The organism is Micromonospora sp. DSM 45708, from assembly GCF_039566955.1.
In the GTDB taxonomy this organism is placed as follows: Bacteria; Actinomycetota; Actinomycetes; order Mycobacteriales; family Micromonosporaceae; genus Micromonospora.
This window is the reverse complement of sequence record NZ_CP154796.1, coordinates 5,419,163-5,440,017: the sequence shown is the minus strand read 5'-3', so window position 1 is coordinate 5,440,017 and position 20,855 is coordinate 5,419,163. Positions and strand designations below refer to the sequence as shown.

Sequence of the window (20,855 nt, the reverse complement as noted above, 5' to 3'; positions counted from 1 at the left end):
CGGAAGATCCGGACCGAACGACCGTCCGAACAAGGGAGGTCACGTGGACATCGTGGTCAAGGGCCGTAACGTCGAAGTGCCGGACCATTACCGGGTGCACGTAGCCGAAAAACTCGCGAAGATCGAACGCTACGACCACAAACTCATTCGCGTGGATGTCGAGTTGTTCCACGAGCGCAATCCGCGCCAGGCCGACCACTGCCAGCGGGTGGAGATCACCTGCGTCTCGCGGGGCCCGGTGATCCGGGCCGAGGCCTGCACGAACGACTTCTACAGCGCGCTCGACGCCGCCATCGCCAAACTGGACACCCGCTTCCGCCGTGCGGCCGACCGCCGCCGCGTGCACCGCGGGCGGCACGCGCCGCTCTCGGTGGCCGCCGCGACCGCCGGCCTGCCGGTGGCCGACCTCGACGGGCCCGGGTTGGCGTCGCTGAACGGGCACGGCGCGGCCACGGCCGTGGCGGAACGCCCCGACCCGAGCGGCTACTCCGAACCCGACGACCAGCCGTGGCACATCGCCCGGGAGAAGGTCCACCCCGCCGAACCGATGACCGTCGACGACGCGCTGTTCCAGATGGAACTGGTCGGCCACGACTTCTACCTGTTCCTGGACAAGGAGTCCGGCCGTCCGAGTGTGGTCTACCGCCGGCGCGCGTACGACTACGGGATCATCTCGCTCGACACCTGACCCCTGGCCGACGACCCGGAGCCCCCGCCCGCCCGCGGGGGCTCCGTCTCACTCCCGGCCGCGGCGAGCCGGCCGAGGACCACCGTGTCGGTGCGGGGCGCCGGCCGGGCCCAGCCGGACCGTCCGGCACCCCTCGATCCGTTCCGGGGTCACACCAGGTCCTGCGCCAGCAGGCCGCCGATCCACACGTCCTGCCGCTCGCCCCGGTGCGCGACGCCGCCGCGCAGCGTGCCCTCGACGGTGAAGCCGGCCTTCTCAGCGACCCGCCGGGACGCGGTGTTGCCCACGTTGGCGCGCCACTCGATGCGGGCCAGGCCGAGCGTGGTGAAGCCCCAGGCGCAGAGCGCGGCGAGCGCCGCCGGCAGGTAGCCGCGCCCCCGGGCGTACGGGGCGGTCATGAAGCCGACGTCGGCGACCAGCGGGTCGGTGGGGAGGATGCGCAGGTCGATCGAGGCGACGTAGCGGTCGTCCGGATCGGCCACCGCGAACATCGCGGCGGTGCCCCGGGCCCAGGCCGGCCGCACCAGGTCCCGCAGGTAACCCTCGGCGTGCTCCGGCCGGTACGGGTGCGGGACCGTGGTCCAGCGCACCGTCTCCTCGTCCTGGCAGGTGCGGGTGACCTCGGCCAGGTCCTTCTCCTCCAACGCGCGCAGCCGCAGCTCGGTGTCGCCGGCGGTGGCGAACAGGTCGGGCTGCGGCCGGCCGAAGACCGCCGCCCGGCGGGCCTGGAGCGTGGTCGGACCGTACGGGACCGGATCGCCCGGCGCGGTCAGATCGGCCGGGAGCAGCGAGCCGATCCACGCCTCCGGCCGGCCCCCGTCGGCCGGGTGGGCCAGCCGCAACTCTCCCTCGACCCGGAATCCGGCCCGCAGCGCGACCAGCCGGGACGCGTGGTTGCCGATCTCGGCCTGCCAGGTCAACCGGCGCAGCGTGAGCGCGTCGAACGCCCAGCGGGCGACCGCGCGGACGGCGCGGACCGCGACGCCCCGGCCCCGCGCCCACGGCGCGGTCCAGTAGCCGATCTCGGCCGAGTCGAGCGCGCGGTCGACGGAGACCAGGCCGCACGAGGCGAGCAACTCGCCGCTGCCGGCGTCGCAGACCGCGAACAGCGCGCCGGTGCCCGTCGCCCAGGCCGTCGCGCTGACAGTGGTCACGAACGCGAGGGCGTGTTCGGGCCGGTACGGGCGAGGTACGGTGGTCCAGCGCTGGATGTCCGGGTCCTGGCAGGCGCGGTGCACCGCGTCGGCGTCCGCCGCCCGCCAGGGGCGCAGCAACAGCCCGTCCTCGACGATCTCCACAGGCTCCATCCGAGCCATGGTGCCGGATCGTTCGCGGACGGCGTAACCCGATTAGCGGTTGCTGCCCGCGTGCCCGCGGCGTTATGTCGGGTTCCGGGGTTCGGACCGCTGCCACCAGTGACCATCGCCGCGTCGGAGCGCCTACGATGGTTCGAGACCGTCTAGGGGAGCGTTGATCCGTGTCGATTCTGGAAAAGGTCCTTCGCGCCGGCGAGGGCCGCATGGTGCGTCGGCTGAAGGCCATCGCGGCCGCCGTCAACTCGATCGAGGACGACTACGTCAACCTCAGCGACGACGAGCTGCGCGGCATGACCGACCAGTTCAAGGAGCGGCTCGCCGACGGCGAGACCCTCGACGACCTGTTGCCCGAGGCGTTCGCGGTGTGCCGTGAGGCCGCCTCCCGGGTGCTCGGCCAGCGGCCCTACGACGTCCAGGTGATGGGCGGCGCGGCGCTGCACTTCGGCAACATCGCCGAGATGAAGACCGGTGAGGGCAAGACGCTGACCTCGGTCATGCCGGTCTACCTGAACGCGCTCGCCGGCAAGGGCGTGCACGTGATCACGGTGAACGACTACCTGGCCGAGCGCGACGCCGCCTGGATGGGCCGGGTGCACGAGTTCCTCGGGCTCACCGTCGGGGTGGTGCTGCCCAACCGGCCCGCCACCGAGCACCGCACGGCCTACGAGTGCGACATCACCTACGGCACCAACAACGAGTTCGGCTTCGACTACCTGCGCGACAACATGGCCTGGTCGAAGGAGGAGCTGGTCCAGCGCGGCCACTTCTTCGCGGTGGTCGACGAGGTCGACTCGATCCTCATCGACGAGGCGCGGACCCCGCTGATCATCTCCGGCCCGGCCGAGCACTCCGCCCGGTGGTACCAGGAGTTCGCCGCCGTGGTGGCCCGGCTCCAGCCCGGCACCGACGGCGAGGGCGACTACGAGGTCGACCACGCCAAGCGCACCATCGCGGTCACCGAGCGCGGGGTGGCCCGGGTGGAGGACCGGCTCGGCATCGACAACCTCTACGAGTCGGTCAACACGCCGCTGGTCGGCTACCTGAACAACGCTATCAAGGCCAAGGAGCTCTACAAGCGCGACAAGGACTACATCGTCAGCGACGGCGAGGTCCTGATCGTCGACGAGTTCACCGGCCGCATCCTGCACGGCCGCCGCTACAACGAGGGCATGCACCAGGCGATCGAGGCCAAGGAGGGGGTGGAGATCAAGCAGGAGAACCAGACCCTGGCCACCATCACCCTCCAGAACTACTTCCGTCTCTACGAGAAGCTGTCCGGCATGACCGGCACCGCGCAGACCGAGGCGGGCGAGTTCAACAAGGTCTACAAGGTCGGCGTCGTGACCATCCCGACGCACCGCCCGATGGTCCGGATGGACAAGCCCGACGTCATCTACAAGACCGAGAAGGCCAAGTTCAACGCCGTGGTGGAGGACATCGCCGAGCGGCACGAGCAGGGTCAGCCGGTGCTGGTCGGCACCGTCTCGGTGGAGAATTCCGAGATCCTGTCGCACATGCTGCGCCGCCGCGGCATCCCGCACTCGGTGTTGAACGCGAAGTTCCACGCCAAGGAGGCGGAGATCGTCGCGCAGGCCGGGCGCAAGGGCGCGGTCACGGTCGCCACCAACATGGCCGGCCGGGGCACCGACATCCTGCTCGGCGGCAACCCCGAGTTCCTCGCCGCCAACGACCTCCGCCAGCGCGGCCTCGACCCGGTCGAGCAGCCGGAGGAGTACGCGAAGGCGCTGGAGGAGATCCTCCCGACCTGGAAGCAGGCCTGCGACGCCGAGGCGGAGGAGGTGGCCGCCGCCGGTGGGCTCTACGTGCTGGGCACCGAGCGGCACGAGTCCCGCCGGATCGACAACCAGCTCCGTGGTCGCGCCGGCCGGCAGGGCGACCCGGGCGAGTCCCGGTTCTACCTGTCCCTTCAGGACGAGCTGATGAAGCGTTTCCGCGCGGGTGCGGTCGAGGCGGTGATGGACCGCTTCAACATCCCGGAGGACGTGCCGATCGAGTCGAAGATGGTCACCCGCCAGATCAAGAGCGCCCAGGCCCAGATCGAGGGCCAGAACGCCGAGATCCGCAAGAACGTCCTCAAGTACGACGAGGTGCTCAACAAGCAGCGCCAGGTGGTCTACGCCGAGCGTCTCCGGGTGCTCAACGGCGAGGACCTCTCCGACCAGGTCCGCAACATGATCGACGACACGGTCGGCGCGTACGTGGTGGGCGCGACGAGCGACGGCTACGCGGAGGACTGGGATCTCGACCAGCTCTGGTCCAGCCTGAAGCAGCTCTACCCGGTCGGCGTCACGGTCGAGGAGCTGGAGGAGGAGGTCGGCTCCCGGGCCGGCCTCGACCAGGACTTCCTGCTTGCCCGCCTCAAGGAGGACGCGCACGCCGCGTACGACCGGCGCGAGGAGACCCTCGGCGAGGAGGCGGTCCGCCAGTTGGAGCGGATGGTCCTGCTCCAGGTGATCGACCGCAAGTGGCGCGAGCACCTCTACGAGATGGACTACCTCCAGGAGGGCATCAGCCTGCGGGCGTACGCCCAGCGCGACCCGGTCATCGAGTACCAGCGCGAGGGCTTCGACATGTTCGCCACCATGATGGACGGCATCAAGGAGGAGACGGTCGGCTTCCTCTACAACCTGGACGTCCAGGTCGAGGAGGCCGAGCCGGAGGCCGCCGAGGAGGTGGAGCTGCTGGACAAGCCGGTGGAGATCCGGGCCAAGGGTCTCAACCGCACGCCGCAGCAGCAGGGCCTGCAATACTCCGCTCCCGCCGTCGACGGCGAGGCCGGTCGCGGCGCTCCGGTGATCGAGCGGGTCGAGCAGCAGGCGCCGGCGCTGGGCATCGGCCAGCCCGCGCCGGAGCGCCCGGCCGCCTCGACGCCGCGCCGGGCACCGGCCGGGGCGAGCGGCCAGGCCGCCGCCGCGAGTAGCGCCCGGCGCTCCGCGTCGCCCCAGGTCGACGGCGGCGAGGGCCCGTCCCGGAACGCGCCGTGCCCGTGTGGCTCCGGCCGCAAGTACAAGCGCTGCCACGGCTCGCCCAACGGCGGCAACTGACCCCAGCGCGTAGCCCGACGGGCCCCGGCCACCGGCCGGGGCCCGTCGGCGTCGCGTCGTGGCCCGGTGATGGTTGCCCGCGCGCCCGCCGGGTCGGCGACGTGGCGGCCTTGCGCCGTGTGGGCGGCCCTCCCGCCGGCTGGAGTCGGTCACGCCTCAGAGCACGTCCAGCACGAGACAGAGCCAGTTGCCCCGGCGATGTTCCAGGCGGACCGCGACCGCCCAACTCGCGCCGCCGGCACCGGTGAACACGGCGGTGGCCTCGACCGCGCCGGCCCGGGGTTCGCAGACCCGCAGGCGGAGCAGGTGCAGCGCCGGCCGGGCGGTGCGCCGGCGGACCGGCGGCACCCGGCGGGCCGCCCGGGTCAGCTCGGCCGACACCTGGCTGGCGGCCTCGGGCAGGCAGAGCGGCCGGAGCTGGCCGGGCGGCCGGAAACCGTTGACGATCTCCAGGAACATGCGGACGAACCGGTGCGCCGCCCGGGCCGCCTCGGGCGAGGCGGCGGCGAGGGCGGACGTGGACGGCCCGCTCCCCGGTCGGCCGGTGGTGTCCCGGTCCGCCGGTCGGCTGGTGGTGCCGGCGGAGTGTGCCGCGGACCAGGTGACGCCGCTGCCGGGAGCGCCGGAGGCGGACCAGCGTGGCCACCCGGGAGCGCGGTCCGGAGCCCGGCCGGCGGGGCGGCCGGGATCGCGGCGACGCGTGTCGACCAGGTCGAGCGCGAGCTGGCCGACGTGGCTCCAGACCGCGTCCTCGTCGGTGCAGGGCGGGTCGAGCGGTGGGGCGGGCCGGAGGCGGACCGGTGGACGCGGTGCCCGGGGACGGCGGGTGTCAACCATGTCAGCCCTCGAATCCCTGCGTTTGCCTTCGTTTGCCTCCGACAACCACCATCGTCGAACATGAGACACGCGCGCGTCAATGGCCCACGGTCAACGGGAGGTCACTCCACGTCGCGCTCGCCCAGTGGATTGCCGCGTACCCACTCGGCGGTCTCGGCGTACTTGCGTTCGATGTACTCCTCCAGTCGCGCCCGCTCGACCCGCCACTGCCCCCGGCCACCGATCTTGATCGCGGGCAGCTCACCGCTGCGGACCATGTGGTAGACCTGCGAGTCCGACACGTTCAGCTCGGCGGCGACGTCGGAGAGCAGCAGGAACCTCGACTCCACGGTGACTCCCGGGGTTGGCTTCGTTTGCCTCAGTTTGCCACCAGCCGGCGACGCCGCCCACGCCCGTTTCGGCGGACACACCGGCGGGACGCTTCTCCCGGGCGGGTGCCGGGTGTATGACGGTTTCGGCGTACGGCATGATCGGCGCCCGGAGCCGGCGCCCGCCGGCGAGTGGCGGAGAGTGCGGGGAGAGTGCGGTGACCGACGAGCTTGTCCGGGTGTACCTGCCGGCGACCGTCCCGATGCTGGCCCGGCTGCGGGACGAGGGCCTGGTCGCGGAGGCGGCGCACGCGGTCACCCCGGAGCTGCGCGAGTGGTACGCCGAGGGCGACGAGGAGGAGCTGGAGTACGTCGCCTTCACCCGGGCCGCCCAGGACGCGTTGCTCCTGCTGCGGGCCGATCCCGGCGCTCCCCGGCGGCGGGTGGTCGTCTCGGCCGACCTGCCGGCCCGCGCGGTCGGTCGGGTCGGCGGCGAGCTGGGCTCCAGCGTGGTCCGGCCGGCCGGGCCGGTGCCGGTGACGTCCGTCGCCGCGATCCACGTGGACGGCGCGGACGCGGCCGGGGACGTGGTCGCGGCCGTGGACGTGGTGGCGGAGGCGCAGGCCGGCGACCCCGACGCCCAGTTCGCGGTCGACGGCGTCGAGGACCACGAACTGGAGTGGTACGACGTCTCGGAGCTGGACCTGCTGCTGCGCGACGCCGGCTGAGGCCGGCGGCCGGCTCAGGCCGTCGGCTCGTCCACCTCGTCGTCGGGGACGGCGCGCGGCCCGAGCGTGCGCCCGAAGACGATCAGCGTGGTGAGCGCGCCCACGAAGAGCACCCAGATCGCGTTGTCCACCCGGGAGGTGCCGAGCGCGGTCTGCGCCACCTGGTCGGCCTCGCTGAGCGCGGCGGCCAGGTCGAGCAGGCCGCGCCCGCCGATCCGGATGATCACCTCGGTGAGCAGGAGGAGCAGCCCGGCGCCGGCGCCGGCCACCAGGTACGCCGGCCAGCGCAGCGACGACGCCCCGCCGTCCCGCCGCTCCGCGCGCCGGCGCGACCAGGCGAGGTAGAGGTACGCCACCAGGCCGGCGATCAGCCCGGCGAGCAGCGACTCCGTCCGGGACACCCACTTGGCGGCGTCCAGCACCGACTGCTGCGTCTCCCCGGCGCCGAACAGGTCGGAGAGCGGGTCCCGGGCGCGGCTGAACAGCACCACGAAGACCTGCGCGGCGAGCGTGGCGGCGGCGAGACCGGCCACCACCCGGGCCTGGCGCGCGCCGGCCGTCGCCCCGCCGATGATCGCGGCGGCGGCCGTGGTGCCGGCGATGGTGTTGGTGGTGGCGTTGTCCGCGTACGTCAGGTTGATGCCCACCGCGGTGGCGAGCCCGACCAGCAGGCCGGCGCCGACGGTGGCCAGGAAGCGCAGCGAGGCGCGGTCCAGCCGGTTCGTGGCCGCCAGGGCGACGGCGGCGCCGGTGACCAGGGCCGCGGTGATCACGCCGGGCAGCGCGTACGCGGAGAGGCTGATCGCGGTGACCCCGGCCGCGGTCGAGGTGATCGCCTCCCGGGTGGACCAGAGCATGGCCGCCAGCCAGGCGAGCGACAGCACGGCCAGCGGCAGCGCGCCGGGCGCGTGTCCCGGCCGGCCGGCACCCGGGGCGGCCTGGGTGGCGGCGGGCGGCACGTCGGCCTCGGGCCGGTCCGGTTCCGCGGCCGTGGAGCTGCCGGGCTGGTTGCTCATCGTCTCCCTTTCGACGGATGCCCTGTCGCCCCGCGCGGGCCGGGCAGGTCACCGGCCATCCAGCGTACGCGTCCCGCGACGCCGCTCCGGCGGGCCCGCCGCGGCGGTGGACCGCGGGCGGTGACGGCGGTCCGCCCCGCTCGACCGGCCCCGCGCCCCCTGGCAACGCGCTGACGAATCGTCGATCCGGGGCCCTCGATTCTGACGTTTCGTCGGGCGAGGGGCACTCGTGCCGATGGTCCGGAGAGGGCGGGTGCGTCCGATCTTCCGTCCCGCACCCGGGGAGCCCGGGCCGGCGAGGACGCCGCGTGAAACAATCGGCGCAGGTCCCGCCGCCGCGACCGGTCCGCCGCGTGGTGTCCGGCATCCGGCCGCCCGGCCGGTGCCCGCGGGTCCGGTTTCGCCATCGCCGTCGAGATCGCACAGGAGCCTGTGATGGACGCCGTGTTCTCCGTTCCCGAGCCGCGCAACGAGCCGGTCCACACCTACGAGCCCGGCAGCGCCGACCGGGAGCGGCTCCAGCGGCGGCTGGCCGAGCTGGCCGCCGAGCGGATCGAGCTGCCGATGACCATCGCCGGCGAGCAACGGATGGCCGGCGGCGAGTCGATCGACGTGGTCCAGCCGCACAAGCACGCGCACGTGCTGGGCGTCACCGGGCACGCCACCCACGACGACGCGCGCGCCGCGGTCACGGCGGCCAAGGACGCCGCCGGAATGTGGCGGGCACTGCCGTTCGAGGAGCGGGCCGCGATCTTCCTGCGCGCCGCCGACCTGCTGGCCGGCCCCTGGCGGGACACGCTCAACGCGGCCACCATGCTCGGCCAGTCCAAGACCGCGGTGCAGGCCGAGATCGACGCCGCCTGCGAGCTGATCGACTTCCTCCGGTTCAACGTCCACTTCGCCCGCCGGCTCCTGGCCGAGCAGCCGATGTCCTCGGCCGGCGTGTGGAACCGCTTCGACCACCGGCCGCTGGAGGGCTTCGTCTACGCGGTCACGCCGTTCAACTTCACCGCGATCGCCGGCAACCTGCCGTCCGCGCCGGCCATGCTCGGCAACACCGTGGTCTGGAAGCCGGGCCCGACCCAGCAGTTCGCCGCGCACTTCACCATGCGGCTGTTCGAGGCGGCCGGCCTGCCGCCCGGCGTGATCAACATGGTCACCGGGCGCGGCGAGGAGGTCTCCGACGTCGTCCTCGCCGACCCGGACCTGGCCGGCATCCACTTCACCGGCTCCACCAAGGTCTTCCAGCAGCTCTGGCGCACGGTCGGCGACAACATCGCCCGCTACCGGGGCTACCCGCGTCTGGTCGGCGAGACCGGCGGCAAGGACTTCGTGGTGGCGCACACCAGCGCCGACGTGGACGCGCTGCACACCGCGCTGCTCCGGGGCGCCTACGAGTACCAGGGCCAGAAGTGCTCGGCCGCCTCGCGGGCGTACGTTCCGCGGTCGCTCTGGGAGGGCGGGCTGCGGGACCGGCTCGCCGCCTCCGCCGACGCGCTGACGTACGGCGACGTGACCGACTTCAGCAACTTCGGCGGCGCGGTCATCGACGACAAGGCGTTCGGCCGGCACACCGCCGCGCTGGAGCTGATCAAGGGGGACGAGAGCTGCCGGGTGCTGGCCGGCGGCACCGCCGACGACTCGGTCGGCTACTTCGTCCGGCCGACGCTCTTCGAGTGCTCGGACGCCGCGCACGAGACGTTCACCACCGAGTACTTCGGGCCGATCCTGGGCGTGCACGTCTTCGACGACGCCCGGTTCGACGACGTGGTCGCCCAGGCCGAGTCGATCGCGCCGTACGCGCTGACCGGTTCGATCTTCGCGAACGACCGCCGGGTGGTCGACCGGGTGGCGGAGAAGATGCGGTACGCGGCCGGCAACTTCTACATCAACGACAAGCCGACCGGCGCGGTGGTCGGGCAGCAGCCGTTCGGCGGCGCCCGGGCCAGCGGCACCAACGACAAGGCGGGCTCCTGGCACAACCTGGTCCGCTGGACGTCGCCGCGGACGATCAAGGAGACGTTCGTCCCGCCGACCGACCACACCTACCCGCACATGGGCTGAGACGTCCCGGAGCGGCCCGTCCCGACCCGGGGCGGGCCGCTTCCCTACCCGACAGTGCACATCGGACCCGCCTACGAGTGGCGAAAACGGCAAATCCTGGACGCCAGAGCCGACAAAGTGGCAGCTTAGAGGGCATGGCGGAATCCGGAGTCAACCCGACGGCGGCGGCCCTGCTCGGCCTGCTGCACGACGGCCCGATGACTGGCGGCCAGTTGATGGCCGCTGCCGAGCGCCGGCTGGCGCCGTACTGGTCGATGACCCGCAGCCAGGTCTACCGGGAGCTGCCGGTGCTGGCCGAGAAGGGTCTGGTGCGGCTCGGCAAGCCCGGGCCGCGGATGAGCCAGCCGTACGCGCTCACGGCGGCCGGGAAACGGACATTCTCCCGCTGGCTCGCGGAGAATCCCGGCAAGGACACCATCCGTAACCCGGTGGCGCTGCGGATCGCGTTCGGCAACCTGCACTCGGCGAGCCAGCTCAAGAACCTGTACGCCTCGGCGAACGAGTACCACACCGAGGCGCTGGCGGCGGTGCGCGAGCAGGTCAAGAACGCGAAGAAGGAGGGCGACGGCTACGACGCCAGCGCGCTGGAGTTCGCCGTCGCCTACCACAGGGCGGCGCTGTCCTGGCTGAAGACCGCGCCGGCCGGCTGACCACCTACGGCGAACGCGCTGGACTAGGCAGCGCAGACTTTTCGCGCGTGACTGCGGGGCTCGCAAGCTCACTCCTCGCACGCGCCGGTAGTCTTGTCTGTCGTGACCGCTGCCGATTATGCCGAACAGCTCAAGGAACTCGACGCCACGCTGCGCAACATCGAGGCCGTGCTCGACCTCGACAAGCTGCGCGAGCAGAAGGCCCGCCTGGAGCAGGAGGCCTCCGCGCCCGATCTGTGGGACGACCAGGCCAAGGCGCAGGCGGTGACGTCGCAGCTGTCGTACGTCAACGGCGAGATCACCAAGCTGGGCGGCCTGCGCTCCCGGCTCGACGACGCCGGCGTGCTGCTGGAGCTGGCCCAGGCGGAGTCCGACCCGGCCGCGCTGACCGAGGTCGAGTCGGAGATCACCGGGCTGACCAAGGCCATCCAGGAGATGGAGGTCCGCACGCTGCTCTCCGGCGAGTACGACTCCCGGGAGGCGCTGGTCGCCATCCGGGCCGGGGCCGGTGGCGTGGACGCCGCGGACTTCGCCGAGATGCTGCTGCGGATGTACCTGCGCTGGGCGGAGCGCCACGGCTACCCGACCGAGGTCTACGAGACCTCGTACGCCGAGGAGGCGGGCCTGAAGTCGGCCACCTTCACGGTGAAGGTCCCCTACGCCTTCGGCACGCTCAGCGTGGAGTCCGGCACCCACCGGCTGGTGCGGATCAGCCCGTTCGACAACCAGGGACGCCGGCAGACCAGCTTCGCCGGGGTCGAGGTGCTGCCCGTGGTGGAGCAGACCGACCACATCGACATCCCCGAGAACGAGATGCGGATCGACGTCTACCGGTCCTCCGGTCCGGGTGGGCAGAGCGTCAACACCACCGACTCGGCGGTCCGGATCACCCACATTCCGACCGGCATCGTGGTCACCTGCCAGAACGAGAAGTCCCAGCTCCAGAACAAGGCGTCCGCGCTGCGGGTGCTCCAGGCCCGGCTGCTGGAGCGCAAGCGGCAGGAGGAGCAGGCCAAGATGGCCGGCCTGAAGACCGACGCCGCCGGCTCGTGGGGCGACCAGATGCGGTCGTACGTCCTGCACCCGTATCAGATGGTGAAGGATCTGCGTACCGAGCAGGAGACGGGCAATCCGTCCGCGGTCTTCGACGGTGAGCTGGACAGCTTCATCGAAGCGGGTATCCGCTGGCGGAAGCAGCAGCAGCTCAGCGCTGACGGTGCGTGATCACACTCGGACGGAGCGCGTCATCGATCTCGGTCTGACCCGGCAAATCGATGACGCGCACCGCATCTGAGGGGCGTGGGGCTTGGCTCTGCGGTTACACCGCGTAGACTCTCGACCCGTGATTCAGCTTGAGCAAGTGACGAAGACGTACCCGAAGGCGTCCCGGCCTTCGCTCGACAACGTGTCCGTCTCGATCGAGAAGGGCGAGTTCGTCTTCTTCATCGGTCCATCCGGCTCCGGCAAGTCCACAATCATCAAGTTGCTGCTGCACGAGGTCACGCCCAACAAGGGTCGCGTCGTCGTCAACGGCAAGGACGTCACGTCGATGCGTTCCTGGAAGCGACCCCACTTCCGGCGTTCCATCGGCTGCGTCTTCCAGGACTTCCGGCTGCTGCCGAACCGCACCGCGTACGAGAACGTGGCGTTCGCGCTGGAGGTGATCGGCAAGACGAAGGCGGTCGCCCGTCGGGTCGTGCCGGAGGTGCTGGAGCTGGTCGGTCTCGGCGGCAAGGAGCACCGCTACCCGCACGAGCTCTCCGGTGGTGAGCAGCAGCGTGTGGCGGTGGCCCGGGCGTTCGTGAACCGGCCGCTGATCCTGCTGGCCGACGAGCCCACCGGAAACCTGGACCCGGACACGTCGATCGAGATCATGCGCCTGCTGGACCGGATCAACCGCACCGGCACGACCGTCGTGATGGTCACCCACGACTCCAACATCGTGAACCAGATGCGGCGCCGGGTGATCGAGATCGAGAGTGGCCGCATCGTGCGCGACCAGGCCCGCGGCGTCTACGGCTGAGCCGACAAGGCAGCCCGAAGACCCCGACGACGAACACCTCACGCCGGAGAGCCGGAGGAATATCCCGATGCGGATGAAGTACGTCCTGTCCGAGGTACTGGTCGGACTGTGGCGCAACGTCACCATGACGGTCGCCATGATCATCACCATGGCGGTGTCGCTGTTCATGCTGGGCGGCAGCGGCCTTCTGTACCAGAAGGTCGGCGACATGAAGGATCTCTACTACGAGAACGTCCAGGTGTCGATCTTCCTGAAGACCGACGTCCAGGAACAGCAGCGGACCGACCTGGAGACCAAGCTCAAGGCCGACCCGCTGGTCAAGGACGTCACGTACGTCAACAAGGACGAGGCGTACAAGCGCTTCCAGCAGATGTACGCCGACGCGCCGGACCTGGTGAACGCGGTCAAGGCCGACCAGCTGCCGGAGTCGTTCCGGATCACGCTGAACGACCCGCAGCAGTACAAGCAGATCTACGACCAGTACAAGGCCGCCGAGGGCATCGACACGATCGTCGACCAGAGCAAGCTGCTCGACAAGGTCTTCGGCGTGCTCACCGGCATCCAGAACGGCGCGCTGGCGCTGGCCATCGTGATGGCCGCCGCCGCCCTGCTGCTGGTCGCGAACACCATCCAGGTGGCCGCGTACAGCAAGCGGCGTGAGGTCGCGGTCATGAAGCTGGTCGGCGCCTCCAACTGGTTCATCCAGGCGCCGTTCGTGCTGGAGGCGGTGGTGGCCGGCCTGATCGGCTCCATCCTCGGCCTGCTCGCGCTGATCGGCGTGAAGACGCTCGCGGCCGGCAGCTCGATGGCGGCCCTGGAGGGCCTGATCACCCCGATCTCCTGGTCCGAGATCTTCCTGACCTTCCCGCTGATGGCCGCCGTCGGTGGCCTGGTCAGCGCCATCACCGCCTGGGTCACGCTCCGCTTCTACCTGCGGGTCTAGTTATCCGCACGGCTCTCCGAAGGGGCCCTCCCGCGCCGGAATAAACGGTGCGGGAGGGCTCTTGTGGTTCCGGTAGCATGATCTTCGCTCGTCGGTCGCCGGCCGGGGAGCCGGCGGAAAGGGGGTGGCGCCGATGCCACGGGAAAAGGGTCGCAAGGTGGTCGCCTCCAACAAGAAGGCGCGGCATGACTACGCCATCCTCGACACGTACGAGGCGGGCATGGCGTTGACCGGCACCGAGGTGAAGTCGCTGCGGGCCGGCCGGGCGTCGCTCGTCGACGCGTTCGCCCAGGAGCGGGACGGCGAGCTGTACCTGCACGGCATGCACATCCCGGAGTACACCCAGGGCACCTGGACGAACCACGAGCCCCGGCGGACCCGCAAGCTGCTGCTCAACCGGTTGGAGATCGACCGGTTGCTCGGCAAGACCCGGGAGGGCGGCCTGACCATGGTGCCGTTGCAGGTCTACTTCTCGGACGGCTGGGCCAAGGTCGAGATCGCCCTGGCCAAGGGCAAGAAGTCGTACGACAAGCGGCAGGATCTGGCCAAGCGGGACGCCGACCGGGAGATCCAGCGGGCGGCGGGCCGGCGCGGCAAGGGCATGGACGATTGATTCGTCACGTTAGTCCGGTTCGGCGTGTCCGGACCGGGGCTCGGGATGAAACCCGTTGCGGGAGGCGTTAGGCTTGTCAGTGCCACCACGTCGGTGGCCTGTCGAGGGGGTGACTGGTTTCGACTTCGTACGCAGCGACAGGGGAAGCGAGCCGAGGAAGCCGACGTCGTCTCGAGAATCGGTCGTCGGAAACCAATAAGCGCCAAGAACAATCGCGCTGACTTCGCTCTCGCCGCCTGAGGCGAGTAGTGAGTCTGTCGGCCTGGGAGCGCCTTCGACCCAGTTAGCCGGCATCAGCTAGAAGGCTGGCCAATCGGACCCGGTCGCGGGGTCCGTGCGGCGAGATCAATCAGCGACTGGGCCCGTCACACCAACTTGCTCGCGTGAGCGGTGGGGCCGAGTAGAGGCATAGCGAGCTGCGCTCGGAGAAGCCCTGACAAACCGGCGAAGGACCCGGGTTCGATTCCCGGCACCTCCACCACCTTGACCTGTGCGCCCCGGTCCACCGGACCGGGGCGCACAGTCGTCTGTCCCGCCGCATGCCGAGACCATCGCCGCTGTCGCCGCGCCCCGGGGACCGCCGTCGTCCCCCGCCCTCTTTCACGGAAAGAGTGGCTAAGCGAGCGCGGAAAGCCACTCTTTCCGTGAAAGAGGGCGCGCGTGGCGCGTGGCGCGTGGGGTGGGGCACGTGGGGCGTGGCGCGTGGCGCGTGGGGCGGGGCACGTGGGGCGTGGACACGGGCGGGGCGGAGTGCGTGGGGCGGGCGTGGACACGGGCGGGGCGGAGTGCGTGGGGCGGGCGTGGACACGGGCGGGGCGGAGTGCGTGGGGCGGGCGTGGACACGGGCGGGGGTGAAGTGCGCGGGGCCGGGCGTGGAGCGCGGCGCGGGGCGGGGTGGGGCGCGGGGGCGGGGTGGGGCGCGCGGGGTGCGCGGGCGGGTGGGTGGGAACCGGATGAGGGGGAGCGGCGTCTGATCCGTATGCGCCGATCGATTGCCCTGCTCGGGCTGCCGCTGCTGGTCCTCGCCGGATGCGCCGCGCCCGGCGTCGGGCCGGGCGCGTCGTCGCCCGCCGGCCCGGACCAGCGCCCCGCGTTCACCCGGCACGCCGAGGAGGTGGCCGCGCGCTGGCACCCCGGGCCGCAGTGGCGTGACGGGTACGTGCCGCTCCAGGATGCCACCGTGCTCAGCGGCGATCCGGGCTTGACCGCGGAGACGAAGGTGGCGTTCACCGCCGGCTGGTACCGGGACCAGATCCCGATGCCGGCCGCCGTACCGCCGCAGGGCACCATCCGCTTCCCCGACGGTGAGCTGCGGGTGCCGCTGGTCAGCGCCGCTGACGCCTACGCCCAACTCGACCGGGGCGACCCGCCGCCGTGCGACGGCCGGCCGCGCGAGCCGCTGAGGACGAAGCCCGGCGGCCCGACCGTCGAGCCGGGCCCGGACGACGCGGCGTCGACCACCGCGCCGACCCCGTGCGTCCCGCTCACCGTCACCGCGGTGCGACTGGGCAGCGCGCCGGTGTGGACCAGCCGGGGCCGGGCCGAGGTGCCGGCCTGGCTGTTCACCGTGGAGGAGCTGGCCGTGCCGGTGGCCCGGCTGGCGGTCGCGCCGCGCGCGGTCGGCACGGTGCCCGGCGGCGCGGCGGACACCGGCCCGCTGCCGGCCGGCCTCGTCGCCGCGCAGGAGCTGCGGGCGGTGGCCGACAACCGGCTCGACTACCTGGTCGGCGTCGGCGCCTGCGACGGCGCGCCCACCCCGCTGGTGCGGGAAGGGCCGGACGTGGTGGTGGTCGGCGCCGCCGTGGTCGCCGCCACCGGCCCCTGCACCATGCAACTCGCGTTGAAGCCGGTCAGCGTCACGCTCGCCGCTCCGCTGGGCGACCGCACGGTCCTGGACGTCGGCAGCGGCGCCCCGCTGGTCGTCCGGACCGGCGGGTGAGGTTCACAGGATCCGCGGCACGTCGGTGCTGATCGGCACCGGCAGCACCGTGGGCCGGTCCGCGGCCAGCGCCCGGGCCAGCGCCGGGCCGAGCGCGTCCGGCGACGCCACCACCTCGGCCGCGCAGCCGTAACCGTGGGCCACCGCCGTGAGGTCCAGCCCGGGCAGGTCCAGCGCCGGTACGCCCGGTGTGTGCTTCAGCTCGGCGAACGCCTTGAGGATCGCGTACTGCTGGTTCACCGGGACCACGACGGGCAGCGCCAGGCCCAGCCGCGCCGCGGTCCACAAGGCCTGCACCGAGTAGTGGACCGAGCCGTCACCGATCACCGCGACCACCGGCCGGCCGCGCCCGGTGTCCCGCTCGGCCAGCGCCAGGCCCACCGCCGCCGGCAGCCCGAACCCCAGCCCGCCGCTGGCCATGGTGTAGTAGGAGCGCGGCCGATCGATCCGCAGCCGGCGGCGCAGCGCGGCCAGGTTGGACGGTGACTCCTGCACCAGCACCCCGTCGGCCGGCCAGGCCGACGCCAGCGCCGCGAAGAGCGCGTCCGCGCTGGGCGGCTCGGCCGGCTCGGGCGGGGCCGGCGGGTCCCGGGGCGGCGGCGCGGGCCGGTCGGCCGGCGGCAGCAGCTCCCGCAGCGCGGCCATCACCAGCTTGGCGTCCCCGAGCAGGCTCTCCCCGACCGGGGCCCGGCCCGCCTCGTCGGGGTCGTCGGTGACGTGCAGCAGCCGGGCGTCGGCGGGCAGGTAGTCGCCCGGCACGTGCGGGTAGTAGCGGAACACCGGCGCGCCCACCACCAGCACCACGTCGTGGCCGCGCAGCGCCGCCGACAGCGGCCCGATCGCGTACGGCAGCACGCCCCGGAACTGCGGGTGCCGCTCGGGGAAGACGGCCCGTTCCGGCGCCGGAGCGGCCCAGACCGGGGCGGCCAGCCGTTCGGCCAGCGCGACCGCCTCCGGCCAGGCGTCGGCCCGGTCCACGGCCGCGCCCAGCACCAGCACCGGGGCGCGGGCGGTGGCCAGCGCGGTCGCGAAGCCGCGCAGCCGGTCCGGGTCCGGCCCGATCCGGGTGGCGACGGTCCGCACCGGCGGCGGCGGATCGGCGGGCCGGTCCCAGTCGTCCATCGGCAGGGACAGGAAGACCGGCCCGGCGGGCGGCTGCGCCGCCATGGCGTACGCCCGCATGAACACCGCCGGGACGTCCTGCGCGCGGGCCGGCTCGTGCGCCCACTTGACGTACGGCTGGGCCAGCTCGACCGCCCGGGGGCTGGCCAGACGGGGCTCGATCAGCAGCATCTCGCGGGTCTGCTGGCCGGCGCTGACGATCAGCGGGGTCCGGTTGTGCCAGGCGGTGACCAGGTTGCCCATGCCGTTGCCGGTGCCCGGCGCGGTGTGCAGGTTGACGTGCGCGGGCCGCCCGGTGCCCTGCGCGTAGCCGTCGGCCATGGCGACCGCGGACGCCTCCTGGAGCGCGTGCACGTAGTGGAAGTCGGCCGGGAAGCCGGCGAGGAACGGCTCCTCGGTGGAGCCGGGGTTGCCGAAGACGGTGGTCAGCCCGAGCGCGCGCAGCAGGTCGTAGGTCGCCTCGCGCACCGTCGCCATCGCCGGCTGCCTCCGTCCCTGGCCGAGAACGTCGGAGACGGCCCGGTGCACAGCCCCGACCCACCGAATCTAGCGGGCCGGGCCCGGCTTTTCGGGCGCTTCGCCCCGGCTCAGGGCAGCGGGAACGGCAGCGTGATGCCGTCCAGCGTGCTCCCGCAGGGGCAGTCCCGCGCGGTGGGCAGCGCGGCGACCGCGTCCAGCAGCAGCCCGCGCAGCCGGTCGGTGTTCTCCGCGAAGACCCGGAACACCTCCTCCTGGGTGACCGACTCGCCCGCCTCGACGCCCGCGTCCAGGTCGGTGACCAGCGCGATGGACGTGTAGCAGAGCGCCAGCTCGCGGGCCAGCACCGCCTCCGGGTGCCCGGTCATGTTGACCACCGCGCCGCCGATCGAGGTGAACCAGCGCGACTCCGCACGGGAGGAGAAACGCGGGCCCTCGACCACCACCACCGTCCCGCCGTCCACCGCCGGCACGTCCCGCCGGGCCGCCGCGGCCAGCAGCGTCCGCCGCCCGGTCGGGCAGTACGGGTCGGCGAACGACACGTGCACGGCACCCTGGTCGTAGTAGGTCTGCACCCGGCCGCTGGTGCGGTCGATGAGCTGGTCGGGCACCACGAAGGTGCCCGGACCCAGCTCCGGCCGGAGCCCGCCCACCGCGCAGGGCGCCAACACCTGGCGTACGCCGAGGGAGCGCAGCGCCCACAGGTTGGCCCGGTAGGGGATCCGGTGCGGGGGGTGCCGGTGGTCCCGGCCGTGCCGCGGCAGGAACGCCACCTGCCGGCCGCCCACCTCGGCGATCGTGATCGGGTCCGACGGTGCGCCGTACGGGGTGTCCACCACGTGCTCCACGCCGTCGAGAAGGGCGTAGAGACCCGACCCGCCGATCACCGCCAGTTCCGCTTCCGCCGCCATCCGGTCCTCCCTCGATCCGTCGCGATCACCCGACGGTCAGACCTTAGCCAGCGGGCGGGACGCAAGCTATGGTGCGTGACATGGCGTTGACAGCGTGGACGGTCGACGACGTCGGGCCCGTACGGGCGCACGGCTGACGGGTGTCGGACATGCAGGGTGAGGGGCAGGCGATCGGTGGCCGAGCCATGGAGTCGATGACCGGACGACTGCTGGTCGCGACGCCTGTGCTCAAGGACCCGAACTTCGACCGTACGGTCGTGCTGCTGGTCGCCCACGAGCCCGGTGGTGCGCTCGGCGTGGTGCTGAACCGGGCCACCGAGGTCCCGGTGGCCGATGTGCTCGGTGACTGGAGCGATCTGGCACGCGAGCCTGCGGTGCTCTTCGAGGGCGGCCCGGTGCAGCCCGACTCGGCCATCTGCCTGGCCCGGATGCGCCACCCGGTGCAGCCGGTCAAGGGCTTCCACCGCGTCTCCGGCGCGGTCGGCACCATCGACCTCTCGGTCGACCCGGAGAAGCTGCGCGACGCGGTCGGCGGGATCCGGGTCTTCGCCGGTTACTCCGGTTGGGGCGCCGGTCAGTTGGAGCGGGAGATCGAGGAGGGGTCCTGGTTCGTGCTGGACGCGCTGCCCGGCGACGCCTTCGTCGACCGGCCGGACGATCTCTGGCCGATGGTGCTGCGCCGGCAGGGCGGCATGATGGCGGCGGTGGCCCACTTCCCGCCGGACGTGGCGCTGAACTGACCCGTCCGGGGGGACCCCCGCGAGATGACCATGCTGGGCGGCGTGTGTATAGTTCTTCCCGTGCCCGGGCGACCGGGGACGACCGCAAGGGGCCGTGGCGCAGCTGGTAGCGCACCACACTGGCAGTGTGGGGGTCAGGGGTTCGAGTCCCCTCGGCTCCACCCGAGCGAAAACACCCTGGTGAGGAATATCCCTCACCAGGGTGTTTTGCGTCGGTCCTTTTGTCGAGCGGGATTCCTTATTCGCCGCGACCGAACAACGGTCGCGGCGAAATGCGGGCCCGGTCGGCGGGGGTCGCCGCCCGGGCCCGCCGATCAGGACTGCTGGGTCCGGCGACGCCGAGCGAGGAAGAACAGGGTTCCGCCCGCGGCGACCAGGACACCTCCCGCACCGGCCACGGCGGGAATCTGGTTGCTACCGGTCACCGGCAGCATGCCGCGGTTGCCGGGACCACCCGGCTTGCCCGGCTGACCATGGCCACCCGGGGCACCGGGGCTGCCGGGTGCTCCGGGGCTGCCGGGTGCTCCGGGGCTGCCGGGTGCTCCGGGGCTGCCGGGTGCTCCGGGGCTGCCGGGTGCTCCGGGGCTGCCGGGTGCTCCGGGGCTGCCGGGTGCTCCGGGGCTGCCAGGTGCGCCAGGGCTGCCGGACGGGCCGGGTGGGCCTGAAGGCCCGGGCGGACCGGAGGGGCCGGACGGGCCGGTGGTCGGCCCGGGGCACACCGGAGCGGTGATGACGTTGGTGTCGAGGGTGACGGCGGCGGTGCGAGCCAGCGCGCGGCCCTGCAGATTCGCGCCCGTGGTCATTGTGATCGACGCCTGGGCCATGATGGTGCCCAGGAAGGTGGTGCCCGTACCGAGGGTCGCGGAACTGCCGATCTTCCAAAACACGTTGCATGCCGAAGCGCCGTTGATCAGGACGACACTGCTGTTCGACGCCGTCGTCAGCGCGGAGTCGACCTGGAAGATGAACACGGCCTGGGGGTCGCCCTGTCCGTTCAGCGTCAGGGTCCCGGTCAGCTGTGCCGCCCCGATCCGGTAGACGCCGGGGTTGAGGGTGTTGCCGCCGAGTTCCGCGGGCAGGTTGGTGAACGGGGTCCGGCCGGCGGCGTCGTTGAAGGCCGTGGTCAGGTCGCTTTGGGCCTGGAGGGCGACCGCGTCGCCGAGGTGGACCGCACCGCCGATGGTCGCCGTTCCGAAGCCCGATGCGGTGTTCCCCGGGAACCGGCCGAGACTCTGTGCCAGGAAGCTCGGGCCGGTGTTGGTGGGCTCGGCGCCGGCCAGGACGGAGAAGTCGCTGGCGGTGCCGAGGTTGACCGGGGCGTCCGCCGCGCTGGCCGCGGTCGAGTTGAAGATCAGCATGGCGACGGCCACGGCGGCAGCCGCCGAGGCGGCGAGTACTGACGGCATCGCCCGCCT

General features: G+C 72.3%; 18 protein-coding genes, 1 tRNA gene and 1 other RNA gene. 13 read left to right on the top strand and 7 right to left on the bottom strand.

Translation table 11 applies throughout. The features are described 5' to 3' along the window. Positions 1–43: 43 nt before the first annotated feature. Positions 44–688, top strand: a complete 645-nt coding sequence (gene hpf, locus VKK44_RS23325) for a ribosome hibernation-promoting factor, HPF/YfiA family (protein WP_343443348.1) — start codon at positions 44–46, stop codon at positions 686–688. A gap of 149 nt (positions 689–837) precedes the next feature. On the opposite strand, the gene VKK44_RS23320 is transcribed toward hpf, so the two are convergent. Beyond that, entirely contained in the window at positions 838–1,995 is a 1,158-nt protein-coding gene (locus VKK44_RS23320; RefSeq protein ID WP_343443347.1) for a GNAT family N-acetyltransferase, read from the bottom strand. 170 nt (positions 1,996–2,165) lie between these two features. On the opposite strand from VKK44_RS23320, the gene secA reads away from it, so the two are divergent. Further along, positions 2,166–5,069, top strand: coding sequence for a preprotein translocase subunit SecA (gene secA / locus VKK44_RS23315; protein ID WP_343443346.1), 2,904 nt, complete (start codon positions 2,166–2,168; stop codon positions 5,067–5,069). Between the two features lie 156 nt (positions 5,070–5,225). On the opposite strand, the gene VKK44_RS23310 is transcribed toward secA, so the two are convergent. Together VKK44_RS23310 and VKK44_RS23305 are read right to left on the bottom strand one after the other, a co-directional pair. Beyond that, positions 5,226–5,906 (bottom strand): Rv3235 family protein, encoded by a 681-nt coding sequence (locus tag VKK44_RS23310; RefSeq protein ID WP_343443345.1) that lies wholly within the window; start codon positions 5,904–5,906, stop codon positions 5,226–5,228. A gap of 101 nt (positions 5,907–6,007) precedes the next feature. After that, positions 6,008–6,235, bottom strand: a complete 228-nt coding sequence (locus tag VKK44_RS23305; protein WP_091060288.1) for a helix-turn-helix domain-containing protein — start codon at positions 6,233–6,235, stop codon at positions 6,008–6,010. A 197-nt stretch (positions 6,236–6,432) separates the two neighbouring features. Between VKK44_RS23305 and VKK44_RS23300 the strand changes: the two genes are divergently transcribed. Continuing rightward, positions 6,433–6,942, top strand: a complete 510-nt coding sequence (locus VKK44_RS23300) for a DUF6912 family protein (protein WP_343443344.1) — start codon at positions 6,433–6,435, stop codon at positions 6,940–6,942. A 14-nt stretch (positions 6,943–6,956) separates the two neighbouring features. On the opposite strand, the gene VKK44_RS23295 is transcribed toward VKK44_RS23300, so the two are convergent. Next, positions 6,957–7,958 carry a hypothetical protein gene (locus VKK44_RS23295; protein WP_343443343.1) on the bottom strand — a complete coding sequence of 334 codons (1,002 nt, stop codon included), beginning with the start codon at positions 7,956–7,958 and terminating at the stop codon, positions 6,957–6,959. A gap of 435 nt (positions 7,959–8,393) precedes the next feature. Between VKK44_RS23295 and pruA the strand changes: the two genes are divergently transcribed. The 8 genes from pruA to VKK44_RS23255 all read left to right on the top strand — a co-directional run bounded on the left by pruA (position 8,394) and on the right by VKK44_RS23255 (position 16,190). Next, positions 8,394–10,022: an L-glutamate gamma-semialdehyde dehydrogenase gene (gene pruA / locus VKK44_RS23290; protein ID WP_343443342.1), complete on the top strand. Its 1,629-nt coding sequence runs from the start codon at positions 8,394–8,396 to the stop codon at positions 10,020–10,022. A 134-nt stretch (positions 10,023–10,156) separates the two neighbouring features. Beyond that, positions 10,157–10,672: a PadR family transcriptional regulator gene (locus VKK44_RS23285; RefSeq protein WP_107157710.1), complete on the top strand. Its 516-nt coding sequence runs from the start codon at positions 10,157–10,159 to the stop codon at positions 10,670–10,672. Positions 10,673–10,774: 102 nt separating this feature from the next. Further along, on the top strand, positions 10,775–11,896 hold the full coding sequence (gene prfB, locus VKK44_RS23280; RefSeq protein WP_343443341.1) for a peptide chain release factor 2: 1,122 nt from the start codon (positions 10,775–10,777) through the stop codon (positions 11,894–11,896). A 118-nt stretch (positions 11,897–12,014) separates the two neighbouring features. Then, positions 12,015–12,695: a cell division ATP-binding protein FtsE gene (ftsE, locus tag VKK44_RS23275; RefSeq protein ID WP_013284225.1), complete on the top strand. Its 681-nt coding sequence runs from the start codon at positions 12,015–12,017 to the stop codon at positions 12,693–12,695. A gap of 67 nt (positions 12,696–12,762) precedes the next feature. Further along, positions 12,763–13,638: a permease-like cell division protein FtsX gene (gene ftsX, locus VKK44_RS23270; RefSeq protein ID WP_281943960.1), complete on the top strand. Its 876-nt coding sequence runs from the start codon at positions 12,763–12,765 to the stop codon at positions 13,636–13,638. Positions 13,639–13,771: 133 nt separating this feature from the next. Then, the gene (gene smpB / locus VKK44_RS23265; protein WP_343443340.1) at positions 13,772–14,251 is read left to right on the top strand and encodes an SsrA-binding protein SmpB; all 480 of its coding nucleotides are present in this window, start codon (positions 13,772–13,774) and stop codon (positions 14,249–14,251) included. Positions 14,252–14,356: 105 nt separating this feature from the next. Next, positions 14,357–14,732: a transfer-messenger RNA gene (ssrA, locus tag VKK44_RS23260) on the top strand. 498 nt (positions 14,733–15,230) lie between these two features. Continuing rightward, entirely contained in the window at positions 15,231–16,190 is a 960-nt protein-coding gene (locus VKK44_RS23255) for a hypothetical protein (protein WP_343443339.1), read from the top strand. Positions 16,191–16,193: 3 nt separating this feature from the next. On the opposite strand, the gene mdlC is transcribed toward VKK44_RS23255, so the two are convergent. Further along, positions 16,194–17,789, bottom strand: a complete 1,596-nt coding sequence (gene mdlC, locus VKK44_RS23250) for a benzoylformate decarboxylase (protein WP_343443338.1) — start codon at positions 17,787–17,789, stop codon at positions 16,194–16,196. A gap of 110 nt (positions 17,790–17,899) precedes the next feature. Next, complete coding sequence (locus VKK44_RS23245; RefSeq protein WP_343443337.1) at positions 17,900–18,700, bottom strand: S-methyl-5'-thioadenosine phosphorylase; 801 nt, start codon at positions 18,698–18,700, stop codon at positions 17,900–17,902. Positions 18,701–18,849: 149 nt separating this feature from the next. Between VKK44_RS23245 and VKK44_RS23240 the strand changes: the two genes are divergently transcribed. After that, positions 18,850–19,440: a YqgE/AlgH family protein gene (locus tag VKK44_RS23240; protein WP_107157788.1), complete on the top strand. Its 591-nt coding sequence runs from the start codon at positions 18,850–18,852 to the stop codon at positions 19,438–19,440. An 88-nt stretch (positions 19,441–19,528) separates the two neighbouring features. After that, positions 19,529–19,601 (top strand) — tRNA-Ala (locus VKK44_RS23235). A 153-nt stretch (positions 19,602–19,754) separates the two neighbouring features. Here the strand turns inward: VKK44_RS23235 and VKK44_RS23230 are convergent. Further along, positions 19,755–20,846, bottom strand: coding sequence for an ice-binding family protein (locus VKK44_RS23230; RefSeq protein ID WP_343443336.1), 1,092 nt, complete (start codon positions 20,844–20,846; stop codon positions 19,755–19,757). Between the last annotated feature and the right edge of the window lie 9 nt (positions 20,847–20,855).

Coding starts and splice junctions, on each gene's coding strand:
- VKK44_RS23285 (WP_107157710.1), top strand. CDS start 10,157: ATGGCGGAATCCGGAGTCAACCCGACGGCGGCGGCCCTGCTCGGCCTG.
- ftsX (WP_281943960.1), top strand. CDS start 12,763: ATGCGGATGAAGTACGTCCTGTCCGAGGTACTGGTCGGACTGTGGCGC.
- VKK44_RS23255 (WP_343443339.1), top strand. CDS start 15,231: ATGCGCCGATCGATTGCCCTGCTCGGGCTGCCGCTGCTGGTCCTCGCC.
- VKK44_RS23240 (WP_107157788.1), top strand. CDS start 18,850: ATGCAGGGTGAGGGGCAGGCGATCGGTGGCCGAGCCATGGAGTCGATG.
- pruA (WP_343443342.1), top strand. CDS start 8,394: ATGGACGCCGTGTTCTCCGTTCCCGAGCCGCGCAACGAGCCGGTCCAC.
- VKK44_RS23310 (WP_343443345.1), bottom strand. CDS start 5,906: ATGGTTGACACCCGCCGTCCCCGGGCACCGCGTCCACCGGTCCGCCTC.
- mdlC (WP_343443338.1), bottom strand. CDS start 17,789: ATGGCGACGGTGCGCGAGGCGACCTACGACCTGCTGCGCGCGCTCGGG.
- VKK44_RS23245 (WP_343443337.1), bottom strand. CDS start 18,700: ATGGCGGCGGAAGCGGAACTGGCGGTGATCGGCGGGTCGGGTCTCTAC.
- VKK44_RS23230 (WP_343443336.1), bottom strand. CDS start 20,846: ATGCCGTCAGTACTCGCCGCCTCGGCGGCTGCCGCCGTGGCCGTCGCC.
- VKK44_RS23295 (WP_343443343.1), bottom strand. CDS start 7,958: ATGAGCAACCAGCCCGGCAGCTCCACGGCCGCGGAACCGGACCGGCCC.
- smpB (WP_343443340.1), top strand. CDS start 13,772: ATGCCACGGGAAAAGGGTCGCAAGGTGGTCGCCTCCAACAAGAAGGCG.
- VKK44_RS23320 (WP_343443347.1), bottom strand. CDS start 1,995: ATGGAGCCTGTGGAGATCGTCGAGGACGGGCTGTTGCTGCGCCCCTGG.